This is a genomic window from Sphingorhabdus sp., from assembly GCF_046596595.1.
GTDB lineage: Bacteria > Pseudomonadota > Alphaproteobacteria > Sphingomonadales > Sphingomonadaceae > Sphingorhabdus_B.
Genome location: NZ_JBKJMB010000050.1, coordinates 1 through 13587, shown reverse-complemented (window position 1 = coordinate 13587; position 13587 = coordinate 1). Strand labels below are relative to the sequence as shown.

Sequence of the window (13587 nt, the reverse complement as noted above, 5' to 3'; positions counted from 1 at the left end):
CGTGCTTGCACGGGTGACTCTCCCGCGCCTATAGCATTGGCATGACCGATGACCTGTTTGGCGGGAGCGCGGCTGCAACGGCCGCATCCAATGATTATACCGCCTCTGCGATTGAGGTGTTGGAGGGGCTTGAGCCCGTCCGCCGTCGCCCCGGAATGTATATCGGCGGCATCGACGAACGTGCGTTGCATCATCTGGCATCCGAAGTGCTCGACAACTCGATGGACGAGGCTGTGGCAGGGCATGCCAGCCGGATCGAGGTTTATCTCGGCGTAGACAACCGGTTGACCATCACTGACAATGGCCGCGGTATCCCCGTCGATCCGCACCCCAAATTCCCGGACAAGTCCGCGCTTGAGGTCATCCTGACCACGCTCCATTCGGGCGGCAAGTTTACTGACAAGGCTTATGCGACATCGGGCGGCTTGCATGGTGTGGGCGTATCGGTGGTCAACGCGCTCTCGGTCGATACTTTGGTCGAGGTCGCGCGCAACAAGCAGTTGTACCGGCAGCGCTTTTCCCAAGGGCATCCGGTCGGCAAACTGGAGGAGTTGGGCACGACCCAGAACCGGCGCGGTACGACAATCGCGTTCACGCCTGATCCTGAAATATTCGGGCCGGACGCCAAGTTCAAGCCTGCCCGACTGTTTCGTCTGGCGCGGTCAAAGGCCTATTTATTTGCTGGCGTCGAAATTCGCTGGCGCTGCGATGCGGAGCTTGCCAGCGAAGATGTGCCCGCCGAAGCCGTTTTCCAATTCCCCGGCGGACTTTCGGACCATTTGCGCGAACAGCTCGGTACACGTGCCTGCGCCACGACGGACTTCTTTGCAGGGACGCAGGATTTTCCCGATGCTCAAGGCCGGGTTGAATGGGCGGTATCGTGGCCATTATATTCCGATGGGGCCTATAGCTGGTATTGTAACACGATCCCCACGCCAGACGGAGGCACGCACGAGGCAGGCGTACGCGCCGCGCTCACTAAGGGATTGCGGGCGTTTGGCGAGTTAATCGGCCAGAAGAAAGCCGCGCAAATTTCGGCGGAGGATATCTTCAACGAAGCCGAATTGATGCTGTCGGTGTTCATCCGCAATCCGCAGTTCCAAAGCCAGACCAAGGACCGGCTGACCTCGCCCGAGGCAACGCGGCTCGTCGAAAACGCCGTGCGCGACCATTTCGACCATTATCTTGCCGACAATATGGAGCGCGGCAAGGCGTTGATGGGCTTCATTCTGGAAAAGGTCGACGACCGGCTTCGCCGCAAGGCAGAGCGCGAAGTGAAGCGCAAGACTGCGACATCCGGCCGCAAGGTACGCCTGCCCGGCAAGCTGACCGATTGTGCTTCCGATGATCCCACCGGCACCGAATTGTTCATTGTCGAAGGCGACAGCGCAGGCGGCAGCGCAAAGCAAGCGCGTAACCGCAAGACTCAGGCGATATTGCCGATCCGCGGCAAGATCCTGAACGTCGCATCCGCCACCGCCGACAAAATTCGCGCCAACAATGAAATCGCCGACCTTCAACTTGCGCTGGGTTGTGGGACGCGCAAGGACTGCAACCCCGACAACTTGCGTTATGAACGCATCATCATCATGACCGATGCGGACGTTGATGGCGCGCATATTGCGACGTTACTGATGACATTCTTTTTTCAGGAAATGACGGAGATTGTGAAAGCCGGACATCTCTTTCTGGCGCGGCCGCCGCTGTATCGGCTGACGCATGGCAGCCAGAGCGTCTACGCCGCCGACGACGCCCATAGGGCGGAATTGGAAGCTACGGTGTTCAAGGGCAAGAAAGTCGATGTTGGACGGTTCAAGGGCTTGGGTGAAATGAACCCGAACCAGTTGAAAGAAACGACGATGGACCCGGCGACCCGTTCGCTCATCCGTATTACCCTGCCACATGAATATGAACGCCGCGCTGTGGTGAATGACCTTGTCGACAGGCTCATGGGCAAAAACCCCGAACACCGGTTTAATTTCATTCAGGAAAACGCTGCGCAATTGGATAGCGACACGATTGATGCTTAAGAACCTGTTTTGAACACAATTAAAAAACGGCGAAACGAAAACATAACCTTCAACTCACACTTTTAGGCTTCCAAAGACTGCTTGATATCGGAAAGCAGACACACAGAAAAACCGCCGGTCTTTCAACCGACGGCTTTGTTTAAGATGGGTTTCAGGTTTTAAGTATATCGAACGCGCAAAGTCTGCTTGTCCTTGCGACGCATCGTGTAACCAACACCAGTCATGCCAAGCAGCATGAACATCCATGTAGAAGGTTCAGGCACCGCGGCGACTGAAAATGATAGCTTTTCCAACTTGAAGCCATCTAACTTATAGGATCCGTCAGGATTGTTGAACGACGCACCAATTAACCATGTGTTTCCCACGTTTCCATTGGGGTTGATAGGGCGTACACTATTTCCGCTGTAACCATTACCTCCCGATTCAAATAAGTTGTAGCTTGATAGGGTTGATTGATTTGCACCAGTTAAATTGACAGTCGTCGAAAAAGGGGCGCCAGAAATCAGGTAACCGATAGTTGCGTCGGTGTCGTTGAAACCATGCCAGCCAGTATTAAAAGTTGCGTTCGCCAACTGCACCAGTTTGTCAAATTGAATGACAATAAAATCTCTGCTTCCGCTGTTATCGATTGTGTGCGAGTTGTCGTTGCTGCCGTTTTTTACGCCAATCCCGCTTTCCCAAACACCAAGGCGAGCTTGATATATTTTATTGTCGCTACCAATTGACCAGGCAGTTACTTTAGCGTCAGCGCTTGGTGTCTTAAAGGTAACCGATCCGCCAATGGGTTGGTCGCCATAATAAGATGAGTGGTCGCTATCAAGCCATATAACCTGCGACGCATTTGCGGCCCCGCTAAAAGTCGACGAGACGAATGCTGCCAACAACAAAATACGCGTTTTCATTTCCCTTACCCCTTTTAACCATAGCAATGCGCCGTCGCGCGATTTGTGTATGTTCAAGTATTAATAAAAGACCCGAGATTACGTCAATATAGTTTACCATGACGGTATTCTCAAAATGGGACAGATTTACATACTTGCCTTCTAGCTTATGTTCGGGACCAAGGTCCGATAGTTAAAAAGCCTGGTGCGTTTAAGTTGTTGAGCTAGCATTACCTATTTCGTTTAGGCGCGCACTCAAGAGCTTTGAATGAAGTGGCAACTTGACCAGAAGCGCATCACGTCTTTGTCAGACAAAACATTAAATAGCGCGGGTGCAATCAACGCGTCAGAGCCTCGACCAACGCTTTTACCTTCTTTTGTCGCCATTGGGGCAAAGGCGCGAGGAGCCAATAGGCTTCCGCGCTCTGTTTGGCGTTGTCGACCGCCCGCACTTTGCCGCTGGCGATGTCGGCTTCGGCAAGCAGCATGGGAACAGCCGCCCTGCCCAATCCAATCGCTGCCGCATCAATGGCTAGGCCAGCGTCGGCAAGCCGAAGCGCCGCCACTCCATCGGTCGGCGGGCAATTGGGCCAGATAATCGGCGTTTCCGCGCCGCCTTCGGCTGCGGCGACGGTCACAAAAGCACCGTCGGCAAGCCTGACGCCTTCATGTTCGCCGGGGCCAGTTGTCAGGCGGATGGCGAGGTCCAGATTGGCTTCGGTAAAATCAACATTTTCGTCTGCCGCTACCAAAGTGAAACGCGTATCTGGATTCGCCTTGCTGAAAACCGCAAGTCGTGCCGCCAGCCATTTTGCGGTAAAATCGCGCGGTGCAGCAATCGTCAGCGAATTGGATGATTGCCCCGCCTGCATCGCGCGCACCGATTCTTCGAACTGAAGAAAACCCGCACGCAAGGCATCAAGACCATTTGCAGCCTCATCTGTAAGCTCAAGCCCCTTGGGTGTGCGGCGGAAAAGTACGACGCCCAACATATCCTCGAGAGCGCGGATTTGTTGCCCGACCGCTGCGGGTGTTACGGCAAGCTCGTCTGCCGCCTTGGTAAAACTTAAATGACGCGCAGACGCATCCAACACGCGCAGTCCATTGAGAGGCAGATGCGTCCGTTTCATTGCGGAATATTCATCGCGCGGTAGCCGGGGCCACCAGCGTAAAACGCGGAATTTCCGCCAGAAACGTTGTGCCATCTTCGCGAATAAAGCGATAATGCCCCTCCATGACACCGCTTGGCGTGGGCAAAGGACAACCCGAAACATAATCGTGGCTTTCGCCGGGACGAAGTAGCGGTTGTTCACCAACCACGCCATCGCCGTCGACATGATTGACCGTGCCGCGGCCATCGGTAATCCGCCAGTGCCGGGTCATCAATTGGACGGGCTCATCGCCCGTATTCTCGATGCGGATATGGTACGACCAGAACCAGCGACCCTGTGCTGGCGCCGATTGTTCGTTCAAGAAGTTCGGCGAAACGCGAACGGTAACACCGTCGGTGGTGGTGCTGACGGCAAAAAAGGATTCGAGGATATTGCTCACAAGCCAGCTACCTTTAATGCTTGATCGAGGTCCTCGATCAGATCGGCAGGGTCTTCCAACCCGACATTGATGCGGATGAGGCCTTCGCCGACACCCATTGCTTCGCGCGCTTCGGGCCCCATGCCATGATGGGTCGATGACGCGGGATGGCACATCAAGCTGCGCGCATCGCCGATATTGTTCGAGATGTCGATGAGCTGAAGCGCATTGAGCAGAGCATGTGCCTGCTTGCGGCCACCATCGACTGCAAAAGCGAAAATGGGGCCGCAGGCCTTCATCTGGTGCATGGCGAGATTGTGTTGCGGGTGGCTGGCAAGCCCGGGGTGCATGATATGCGGTACGCGGCCCTCCAGAAATTTGCCCACCGCCAGCGCATTTTCCGATTGCCGCATCGCGCGCAGTTCCAACGTCTCTAGCCCCTTGTGCACCACCCACGCGTTAAAAGGCGACAGATTGGGACCAGTGTTCCGCTGGAACGGCAGCAGCACCTCATCAATCCATTTTTGCGAACCACAGACCGCGCCAGCCAACACCCGTCCCTGCCCGTCCATCAACTTGGTCGCACTGTAGGCAACAACATCTGCGCCAAAATCCATGGGTCGCTGCAGCACGCTGGTGGCAAAGGCATTGTCGACCACGGTGGTAATCCCATGTTCCTTGGCCAGACCGCAGACATAGGCCATGTCGACAATGTCCATTGTGGGGTTTGCCGGCGTTTCAAAGAAGAAAACCTTGGTGTTCGGCTGAATCGCCGCTTTCCATGCATCATTGTCGCGGCTGTCGATCGTCGTCGTGGTGATACCCCATTTGGGCAGCAGATTATCGGTCAGCCAGCGGCACGAGCCAAATGCTGCGCGCGCGGCAACGACATGGTCGCCCTGTTCCAACTGGCACAGCAAAGCCGTCGTCATGGCCGCCATTCCCGTCGCTTGAGCGCGGCAAGCCTCTGCGCCCTCCATCAGGGCAATGCGCTCTTCGAGCATTTGCACGGTGGGGTTCTGCAGCCGCGAATAGGTCATGCCGTCCTGCTCGCCAGCAAAGCGCGCCGCGACGGTTTCAGCGTCGTCGTAGGTAAAGCCCGACGATAGAAACAACGCTTCCGACGTCTCGCCATGCTCGCTGCGCCATGTGCCACCACGCACGGCTTGCGTGGCGGGACGCCAATGCTTCGTAATATCGCGATTCATGCCTGTTGTTTTCTTCATGTTTTCGCTTTTCGGGGAGTGGAGCGCTTAGGTCAATGGGGAGATACTAATGGAAAAGGCGGTAGCCCCTTAATGAGTCTGAAGGTTTCGCACAGAATGTCATCCTGAACTTGTTTCAGGGTCTGTCTGTCCCCTCAAACTGCCGGACGCTGGACACGATAGATGCTGAAACAAGTTCAGCATGACGACGAGTGAGACCTTAAAACACGGGCATTACAACGCCGCCAGCACCGCGTCGCCCATCTCGGCTGTTGTGCACGTACCGCCAAGGTCGGGCGAACGTGCGCCGGCCGCAAGCGCCTTAGCCACGGCGGCCTCGATACGGTCGGCATATTCGGGCAAATTCAGCGAATAGCGCAGCATCATCGCGGCAGACAGTATCGTTGCAAGCGGATTGGCCTTGCCCTGCCCCGCAATGTCGGGTGCGCTGCCATGGATGGGCTCGTACAACCCCTTCTGGTCGCTATCGAGCGATGCGCTGGGCAACATGCCGATCGAGCCGACGCACATGCTTGCCTGATCCGACAAGATGTCACCGAACAGATTGCCCGTGACGATCACGTCAAACTGGCCGGGGTTGCGCACCAGCTGCATCGCGCAATTGTCGACATACATATGCATCAGCGTAACTTCGGGATAGTCAGCGTGGGTTTCAATGACGACATCGCGCCAAAGCTGCGATGTTTCCAACACATTGGCCTTGTCGACCGAACACAGCTTCTTGCCGCGCGCCATGGCGGTTTCAAAACCGACGCGCGCGATGCGGCGCACCTCATCCTCATCATAAGACATGATGTCATAGCCTTCACGCTTGCCGTTGGCGGTCATGCGCATGCCCTTTTCGCCGAAATACACATCGCCATTCAGTTCGCGGACAATGACCATATCGATCTGCGACGCAACCTCGGGCCGGAGCGCGCTGGCATCGGCAAGTTCGGGAAACAGGGTCGCTGGCCGCAGATTGGCGAAAAGCGACAGCTCCTTGCGCAGTCCCAATATCGCCTGCTCGGGCCGCAAATGCCGTTCCAACGCATCGCAATCAGGATCGCCCACCGCGCCGAACAATATCGCATCGGCGCGCTTGGCGAGCGCCAGCGCTTCTGCGGGCAAGGGATGGCCAGTTGCCTTGTAAGCCGCGCCGCCGACGAGCGCTTCTTCAAAGACCAGCCCGTCAATATGGAGTGCATCCAAAACGCGGCGCGCTTGCGTGATGACTTCGGGACCAATTCCGTCACCGGGTAGAAGGGCAATGAGCATCGTTGAATGAGCCTAATATTAGTTCGTCATCCCGAACTTGTTTCGGGATAACACGCCATCGCTCGTTATGCTGAAACAAGTTCAGCATAACGATACTGAATTGTTGCTTCTATCCCTGCCAACTCAAACATCTTTATGCAACTGCCCTTTTAAGCCGCTCCACCAGGCGTTCGCGCGCGGCCATGACGTCGGCGCGGCGGTCGCCGAGGACGTGCGCGACCAGCCGTTGGCGAGTCTGGGCCATCATCGCGACGGGCGCGCTGTCGGCGTCAAATTCCTCACCATAGCCAAGCTCAGCCAGCAACAAGGTCTCATATTGCGCGACTGCACCCGCCCAAACGCGCGCGGCAGGCGCAAGTTCGATGGCGGAGAGCAGACCATCCACCGCGCTGTGCACCCGCGGATAGGGCACGCCTTCAGCCAGCGTCGCCGCAGTCAGCGCGGTGACCCAGTCAATCGCCGCAATGGCCAGCGGCTCGCCCAAAAGATGCGCACGGCTTTGCAGCGGCTCGGGCGTCAGGCGCGCAAGCTGCCCCGCGATGCGCGTGCGCCATTCGCCTTTGATAACATTTCCGGGGATGAGGACTGGGCGAAGCTGCCGTCCGCGCGCGCCTGCGACATAGCCAGCAAGCATACCGTAATCTGCGGTAAATGCCCGCACAATCGCGCCCGTTTCGCCATGGTTGCGGACCGCACAGATAATAGCTGAGGCTGAAATGTCCATATACCCTCATGCCAACACTGCGGGCTGAGGGGAAGTTTTATCCTGCGTCCATACTGACCATGAACAAGGTGGCATCTGCATATTTATCCGCGCCGGGTTCAAACAATGCGTCAATTTCAAAAAGTTCGTCGGTCAGTTTGAGATCGTTCAGCCCAAGCAAATGGAACGCGCCCAATTTCTTTTCACGCGGCGGCTCGCCGTGCTTTTCGAGCGTCACCGCATCGATAAACAATGCGTTGTTCTTGGAATAAAGCACATGCGGCGCGAGCTTCATCGCCACTCCATTATAGACAGCAGTAACGCATTTTTTGAGCGCAATGGCCTCAAGCAAGAGCTGGTTAGTCGTCATGACCCGATGTTTATAGAACCCTCCACAGCGTGCAACTCAAAATTGTGCAGTGCAGCATTTTTTAATGCACGAGAACCTTTGCGTGTTTGGCGATCAAATCGACCATGCGCGCCACCTGTGACGGCGGCAGGTCATGCCCCATTTCTTCGATAATTTCCAGCCGCGCTCCTGGAACAAGCCGCGCTATGTCCTCGCTCCCCTCCTTGGGAACCAACGGGTCAGCGCCGCCATGCACTAATAAGGTTGGCACCTTGACTGTCTTTAACCGGTCAACCCGGCTGCCATCGGCGATGATCGCCAGCAACTGCCGCTTCATGCCGATGGGGTAATACCCACGGTCAAAGGCGCGCGCGGCCATGTCGACAAATGCGTCATGCGGCCGTTTCATGTCGGCATAAGAAATTGCCTCAATGGATTCGGCGCCCAACCGTACGGCCTCTTCGCGCGTCGGGTTGGCGGGACGCGGCGCCATCAACCGCTTTCTTATGTCGGCGCGCGGGCCGGGAAGGCCGGGCCTGCCGCTCGACGACATGATCGAAGTCATCGTCAATATACGCTCGGGATAATGCACAGCCATCAATTGCACGATCATACCGCCCATCGATGCGCCGACGACATGCGCCTTTTCAATGCCCAACGCGTCGAGCAACGATATGCCGTCCTTGGTCATGTCCGTCAGCGTATAGGCTGGCTGTATGGGGAGGCCAAAGCGCGCTTTGACCATTGCCCAGACGAGATTTGGGGCTGCTGCCCCGTCCATGCGTTGTGACAGGCCTACATCGCGATTGTCGTAATGGATTACGCGATAGCCCTGCGCCACCAGCCCTTGAATCAAGTCCTCGGGCCAAGCAATCATTTGCGTCCCGAGCCCCATCACAAGCAGGATTACCGGGGCATCGGCTGGCCCCGATTCCTCGTAATAAATGTCGATGCCATTTGCCTTAATATTCGGCATGCATTCCCCCACATAATAAAAACAAGTTGCGCGGCCCTATTTTGTCAGCAGCAGAGCGAATATTCCAGTCAGCGCAATTACCACGAAAACCGCCAAACCGAAAAAGATGGAGGGGTTAACTCCGAAAGTCGCACGCGCCTTATCCTTCACCCGGTCGATCAATTCAGGCCAGGTATAGCTGACAAAATCTCCCTGGCTCATGATTCCAATAAGGGTGCCATCGTCATCGACAACTGGCAAGTGGCGGAAACGGTCGTTTGACATCTGTCGCAGCCAATCCACCAAATTGTCATCGCCCTTCGCCAGCTTCAGGTCCGATGTCATGATTGCGCTTACCGGCGTGGTATTCGGGTCTAGGCCCTTGCTAAGCAATCGCCGCATAAAATCGCGTTCCGTTACGATGCCAATTGGCTTGCGATCCGGCGATATCACCACTGCTGCGCCGTAGTTTTTTTCACTCATCGCCTGAACGGCAGTCAAAACGGTTTCGTCTGGCGTAAAAGTCATCACAGATGCTTTACGGGTATATTCGGGTCGATCCTTGATTTGCATTGGGGGTGCTTCCGGGGAGACATATCCCTACAGCTTAGATGAACGCGATATTACCGTATCACAAGGTCAAATATCATGCGTTTGGGCATGGCAATGGTATATTTATGAGGCGTGATAGTAATCATATACCGTTTGCGCCACCGCCGCCGAAACCCCCGGCGTCTTTTGCAAATCCTCAAGACTGGCGTTGCGCACCGCGCGGGCGGTGCCGAAATGCATCAACAATGCCTTTTTACGCGACGGACCAATGCCGGGGACTTCATCAAGCGGGCTGACGGTGATGGCCTTGCTGCGTTTCGCGCGGTGCGCGCCGATAGCAAAGCGGTGCGCCTCATCGCGCAGCCGTTGCAGGTAGAACATGACGGGCGCGTTCACCGGAAGCGTGAATTCGCGGCCGTCGGGGAAGTGGAAAGTCTCGCGCCCTGCATGACGGTCGGGACCTTTGGACACGCCGATAAAGGCGACGTCCTCAACGCCCAATTCGCGCACGACTTGCATGACTGAACTCATTTGCCCTTTGCCACCGTCAATCAGAACAAGGTCGGGCCAGTTTTCGTTGCGTTCACTCTCTGCATCATCTGCCATCAGCCGCCCAAAGCGCCGCGCCATTACTTCGCGCATCATGGCAAAGTCGTCACCGGGTGCGGTATCGGGATTTTTGATGTTGAACTTGCGGTACTGGCCTTTGATGAAACCCTCAGGCCCGGCGACGATCATCGCGCCAAGCGCGTTGGTGCCCTGAATGTGGCTGTTATCATATACCTCAATACGGCGGGGCGGTTCGGGCAGTTCGAACAGCTCCGCAACCTCCTGCAGCAATTTGCCCTGCGTCGTGCTTTCCGCCAGCTTGCGGTCAAGCGCCTCTTCGGCATTGCGCGTAGCCTGTTTGACAAGCCGCACCCGGTCGCCGCGTTGAGGCACGCTGATTTCAATTTTCCGTTCGGCCCGTTCGGACAGCGCCTGCGACAGCAAATCCGCCTCGGTCAGCTCGCGGTCGAGAAAGATGCATTTGGCAGGCGGCACGTCTTCGTAGAATTGGGCAAGGAAGCTGGTGAACACCTCGTCCTCGCCCATTTCCGAAACATGTGCAGGAAAGAACGAGCGATGACCCCAATTTTGCCCGCCGCGGATGAAAAACGCCTGGATACCCATGACGCCGTTGCGGTGCGCCAGGGCGAAGATATCGGCATCGCCCACGCCTTGGGCGTTAATTGCTTGCGAGCCTTGAATAAAGGTGAGTGCCTTCAAACGGTCGCGCACCATGGCAGCGCGCTCAAAATCGAGCGCGTCGGCGGCCAATTCCATCTCTTTCGCAAGCTTCGCCTGCACAGCGGAGGATTTGCCATCGAGAAAGGATTTTGCGTCGGCCACAAGGCCTTCATATGACGTATCATCAATCCGCCCGACGCATGGCGCAGAACAGCGCTTGATTTGATACAGCAAACAGGGCCGATCGCGGTTGTTGAAAAAACTGTCCGAGCAGCTGCGCAACAAGAACAATTTTTGCAGCGCGTTCAGCGTCTGGTTGACTGAACCAGCGCTGGCGAAAGGCCCGTAATATTGGCCCTTATGCCGCCGCGCGCCGCGATGTTTTTGAATGCGCGGGAATTTGTGGTCTGAACGCAACAAGATGAACGGGAAGCTTTTGTCGTCGCGCAACAGCACGTTATATGCGGGGCGGTATCGTTTGATCAGCTGCGCCTCAAGCAATAGCGCCTCCGCCTCGCTGTTCGTCGTGACGATAGTCATCGACCTAGTCAGCGCGACCATTCGGCGTAACCTGTTGGGCATCCGGTCAATCTGGACATAATTACCGACGCGGTTCTTCAACGCCCGCGCCTTTCCGACATAAAGGACGTCGCCGCGCGCATCGTGCATGCGGTACACGCCCGGCTTGTGCGGCAATGTCTTTAGGACGTTGCGTATGGCTGCTATGCCGGTGTCGAGGTCGGGTGTATCCGCCCCGCGCACAGCGTACGTCGCTTTTTCCTCGCTAAAGCGGGAAGCGGCGTTTGGCTGGTCTGGACGGTCGGCTTTGGACATATTTCTTGCCATGTAGGCGGAGCCATCAGCATACTCAATGTCATTCCCGCGAAAAGCGCAGAACTATAAGGACCGTCATCCCCGCGCAGGCGGGGATCCATCTCCAGCCGTATAATGCTCAAACAAAACCGTTGGACGCGTCAGACAAGCAAAGGAATTGGATTGACCTCTGGTCACTTCGTTCCCCGCCTTCGCGGGAATGAGGGAGTTGTGCGGCGAAGCTTAGTTCAGCGACGCAATCGACTGGTCTATGAGCGCAGCATCTGCGTTGGCGTCATGATGAACGGCAATCAACTGCGCGGCGGCCGTTGCCGCAGCAACTGCCGCAGTTTTACGGACATCGGCAATCGCGGCACGTTCTGCAGCTGCAATTTTATCTTCTGCTGCCTGGGCACGGCGTGCAATCAATGCGGTTGCATCGGTCTTGGCGCGCGCGACAATCAGCTTCGCCTCTTCTTCCGCCGCAGCCTTCATAGCTTCGGCATCAACCTCGGCCTGTTTTGCCTTGGCTTCATATTCCAGTTTGATATTCTCGGCATCGGCACGCAAGGCTGTTGCCTGATCAAGTTGTTGCTTGATCCCGGCAATTTGTCCGTCAAGCGCGCCTGCGACCATCGCTGGCACTTTCTTCCAAAGCGCCAGAAGAATGACAACCAGCATCGCCAGAGCAACCAGCATCGTGGCGTCAAATCCCAATGCCGATGGCACCACCGCTTCGCCGCCATGCCCCGCTTCCGTACCCGAATGCGTCGTTGGAACAGCGTCATCTTCTAACAAGTCCAAGGCTTTTTCGGCCTCTTGCACTTTGGCTGCTGGCGAAGCAGTTGAAGTGGCTTCAGCAGGCGACGCCGTCGAAACCGAAGCGTTTGCAGTCGCAGTAGGATTAGCCATGGGACATTACACCCTTCACTGCTGAGGCGGCCTGAGCCGCGGTGACTTTCGCACCGGAAACTTTAGCAACGATATCTGCAGCAGCTTCTGCAGCTACCGTTTCGATACCCGCCATTGCCTTGGCAGTTGCCTGCGCCAAATCGGCCTCTGCTGCTGCCAGCTTAACGCCGATTTCCGCGTCCGCTTTTGCCAGTCGGGCATCAGCGTCCTTGGCACCCTGTGCTTTTGCTTCACTCGCCTTTGCCTGAGCTACAGCCCGCGCAGATGCCAGTTCCGCTGCACCGCTATCGCCCAGATTATCGGCCTCGGCGCGCGCCCGTTCAGCGGCCGCAAGGTCATCCGCAATCTTGCGATCGCGTGCTTCCATATTGGCTTCAATTTTTGGCAGCATGCCCTGACCGATCGTGAAATAGATCAGGCCAAAGACAATGAGCAGCCAAAAGAACTGCGATGCGTAGGTTTCAATAATCTGGGCAATTTGTGGCATGTTACTCGCTCGTCCTGTTGAGGTAATGTCCCGGCGGTTGCCGGGACCAAACCGTCAATTAGGCAACGAAGATCAGGATCATCGCAACGACGAACGCAAGCAGACCGAGAAGTTCGGCAGCTGCGAAGCCGATGAACAAACGACCCTGCTGACCGTCGGCTGCTGCAGGATTGCGCAGAGCGCCCTGAAGGAACGATCCGAAAACGTTACCAACACCGCCAGCGGCGAGGCCGGCACCAATTGCTGCAAGACCGGCACCGATCAATTTTGCTGCTTCTGCGTCCATGATAATAACTCCTGTCAAAAATAAATATGGGTAATCAAAAACTTAGTGTAAATTGACCGCGTCGTTGATGTACAACGATGTCAAAAGTGCAAAAACATAAGCCTGGATGGCACATACCAGCAGTTCAAGAAGCGTGATGCCAATCATCAGGATGAAAGAGGGAATGCTGACCACCAGCGGCACCCACGCAGCGTCTGCGTTCAGGCCGTTGATGACGAAACCTGCAAGCACCTTCATCAACACATGTCCTGCGGTCATCGCGACGAACAGACGCAGTGCGAGGCTGAAGGGGCGGATGAGGAAGGAGAATAGCTCGATCAACGGAATGAGCCACAACAGCCACCATGGCGTGCCATGCGGCACAAACAGGCTGAAG

15 protein-coding genes are annotated in these 13587 nt (G+C 56.2%); 1 reads left to right on the top strand and 14 read right to left on the bottom strand.

Annotation, left to right across the window (positions count from 1 at the left end; genetic code table 11):
- Positions 1-41: 41 nt before the first annotated feature.
- Positions 42-2030 carry a DNA topoisomerase IV subunit B gene (gene parE / locus ACLL9E_RS04510; protein WP_411290548.1) on the top strand — a complete coding sequence of 663 codons (1989 nt, stop codon included), beginning with the start codon at positions 42-44 and terminating at the stop codon, positions 2028-2030.
- Positions 2031-2188: 158 nt separating this feature from the next.
- On the opposite strand, the gene ACLL9E_RS04505 is transcribed toward parE, so the two are convergent.
- From ACLL9E_RS04505 to ACLL9E_RS04440, 14 genes are all read right to left on the bottom strand, one after another.
- A complete protein-coding gene (locus ACLL9E_RS04505) occupies positions 2189-2932 on the bottom strand; it encodes a PEP-CTERM sorting domain-containing protein (protein ID WP_411290547.1) in 744 nt (247 codons plus the stop codon).
- Positions 2933-3249: 317 nt separating this feature from the next.
- Positions 3250-4041, bottom strand: coding sequence for a LysR family transcriptional regulator (locus tag ACLL9E_RS04500; RefSeq protein WP_411290546.1), 792 nt, complete (start codon positions 4039-4041; stop codon positions 3250-3252).
- Positions 4042-4051: 10 nt separating this feature from the next.
- Entirely contained in the window at positions 4052-4453 is a 402-nt protein-coding gene (apaG, locus tag ACLL9E_RS04495; RefSeq protein WP_411290604.1) for a Co2+/Mg2+ efflux protein ApaG, read from the bottom strand.
- Positions 4454-4458: 5 nt separating this feature from the next.
- Positions 4459-5667, bottom strand: a complete 1209-nt coding sequence (locus ACLL9E_RS04490; RefSeq protein ID WP_411290545.1) for a trans-sulfuration enzyme family protein — start codon at positions 5665-5667, stop codon at positions 4459-4461.
- A gap of 213 nt (positions 5668-5880) precedes the next feature.
- Entirely contained in the window at positions 5881-6924 is a 1044-nt protein-coding gene (gene leuB, locus ACLL9E_RS04485; RefSeq protein ID WP_411290544.1) for a 3-isopropylmalate dehydrogenase, read from the bottom strand.
- A 133-nt stretch (positions 6925-7057) separates the two neighbouring features.
- Positions 7058-7648 (bottom strand): DNA repair protein RecO, encoded by a 591-nt coding sequence (gene recO / locus ACLL9E_RS04480; RefSeq protein ID WP_411290543.1) that lies wholly within the window; start codon positions 7646-7648, stop codon positions 7058-7060.
- Positions 7649-7685: 37 nt separating this feature from the next.
- Positions 7686-7997, bottom strand: coding sequence for a hypothetical protein (locus ACLL9E_RS04475; RefSeq protein ID WP_411290542.1), 312 nt, complete (start codon positions 7995-7997; stop codon positions 7686-7688).
- Between the two features lie 61 nt (positions 7998-8058).
- On the bottom strand, positions 8059-8952 hold the full coding sequence (locus ACLL9E_RS04470; protein ID WP_411290541.1) for an alpha/beta fold hydrolase: 894 nt from the start codon (positions 8950-8952) through the stop codon (positions 8059-8061).
- Between the two features lie 36 nt (positions 8953-8988).
- On the bottom strand, positions 8989-9504 hold the full coding sequence (locus ACLL9E_RS04465) for a CBS domain-containing protein (RefSeq protein WP_411290540.1): 516 nt from the start codon (positions 9502-9504) through the stop codon (positions 8989-8991).
- 102 nt (positions 9505-9606) lie between these two features.
- On the bottom strand, positions 9607-11547 hold the full coding sequence (uvrC, locus tag ACLL9E_RS04460) for an excinuclease ABC subunit UvrC (protein ID WP_411290539.1): 1941 nt from the start codon (positions 11545-11547) through the stop codon (positions 9607-9609).
- Between the two features lie 222 nt (positions 11548-11769).
- Positions 11770-12438, bottom strand: coding sequence for a hypothetical protein (locus ACLL9E_RS04455; protein ID WP_411290538.1), 669 nt, complete (start codon positions 12436-12438; stop codon positions 11770-11772).
- Positions 12431-12925, bottom strand: a complete 495-nt coding sequence (locus tag ACLL9E_RS04450; RefSeq protein ID WP_411290537.1) for an ATPase — start codon at positions 12923-12925, stop codon at positions 12431-12433. Before ACLL9E_RS04450 ends, ACLL9E_RS04455 begins: the two co-directional genes overlap by 8 nt.
- A gap of 58 nt (positions 12926-12983) precedes the next feature.
- Positions 12984-13211, bottom strand: coding sequence for a F0F1 ATP synthase subunit C (locus ACLL9E_RS04445; RefSeq protein ID WP_123153826.1), 228 nt, complete (start codon positions 13209-13211; stop codon positions 12984-12986).
- A 42-nt stretch (positions 13212-13253) separates the two neighbouring features.
- The coding region (locus tag ACLL9E_RS04440; RefSeq protein ID WP_411290536.1) for a F0F1 ATP synthase subunit A at positions 13254-13587 on the bottom strand (334 nt) is incomplete at its 5' end.

Excerpts from the sequence above, each read along its gene's own strand:
- ACLL9E_RS04445 (WP_123153826.1), bottom strand. The coding sequence starts at position 13,211 with ATGGACGCAGAAGCAGCAAAATTGATCGGTGCCGGTCTTGCAGCAATT.
- ACLL9E_RS04455 (WP_411290538.1), bottom strand. The coding sequence starts at position 12,438 with ATGGCTAATCCTACTGCGACTGCAAACGCTTCGGTTTCGACGGCGTCG.
- ACLL9E_RS04490 (WP_411290545.1), bottom strand. The coding sequence starts at position 5,667 with ATGAAGAAAACAACAGGCATGAATCGCGATATTACGAAGCATTGGCGT.
- ACLL9E_RS04465 (WP_411290540.1), bottom strand. The coding sequence starts at position 9,504 with ATGCAAATCAAGGATCGACCCGAATATACCCGTAAAGCATCTGTGATG.
- ACLL9E_RS04475 (WP_411290542.1), bottom strand. The coding sequence starts at position 7,997 with ATGACGACTAACCAGCTCTTGCTTGAGGCCATTGCGCTCAAAAAATGC.
- parE (WP_411290548.1), top strand. The coding sequence starts at position 42 with ATGACCGATGACCTGTTTGGCGGGAGCGCGGCTGCAACGGCCGCATCC.
- recO (WP_411290543.1), bottom strand. The coding sequence starts at position 7,648 with ATGGACATTTCAGCCTCAGCTATTATCTGTGCGGTCCGCAACCATGGC.
- ACLL9E_RS04505 (WP_411290547.1), bottom strand. The coding sequence starts at position 2,932 with ATGAAAACGCGTATTTTGTTGTTGGCAGCATTCGTCTCGTCGACTTTT.
- ACLL9E_RS04500 (WP_411290546.1), bottom strand. The coding sequence starts at position 4,041 with ATGAAACGGACGCATCTGCCTCTCAATGGACTGCGCGTGTTGGATGCG.
- ACLL9E_RS04450 (WP_411290537.1), bottom strand. The coding sequence starts at position 12,925 with ATGCCACAAATTGCCCAGATTATTGAAACCTACGCATCGCAGTTCTTT.
- leuB (WP_411290544.1), bottom strand. The coding sequence starts at position 6,924 with ATGCTCATTGCCCTTCTACCCGGTGACGGAATTGGTCCCGAAGTCATC.
- ACLL9E_RS04470 (WP_411290541.1), bottom strand. The coding sequence starts at position 8,952 with ATGCCGAATATTAAGGCAAATGGCATCGACATTTATTACGAGGAATCG.
- uvrC (WP_411290539.1), bottom strand. The coding sequence starts at position 11,547 with ATGTCCAAAGCCGACCGTCCAGACCAGCCAAACGCCGCTTCCCGCTTT.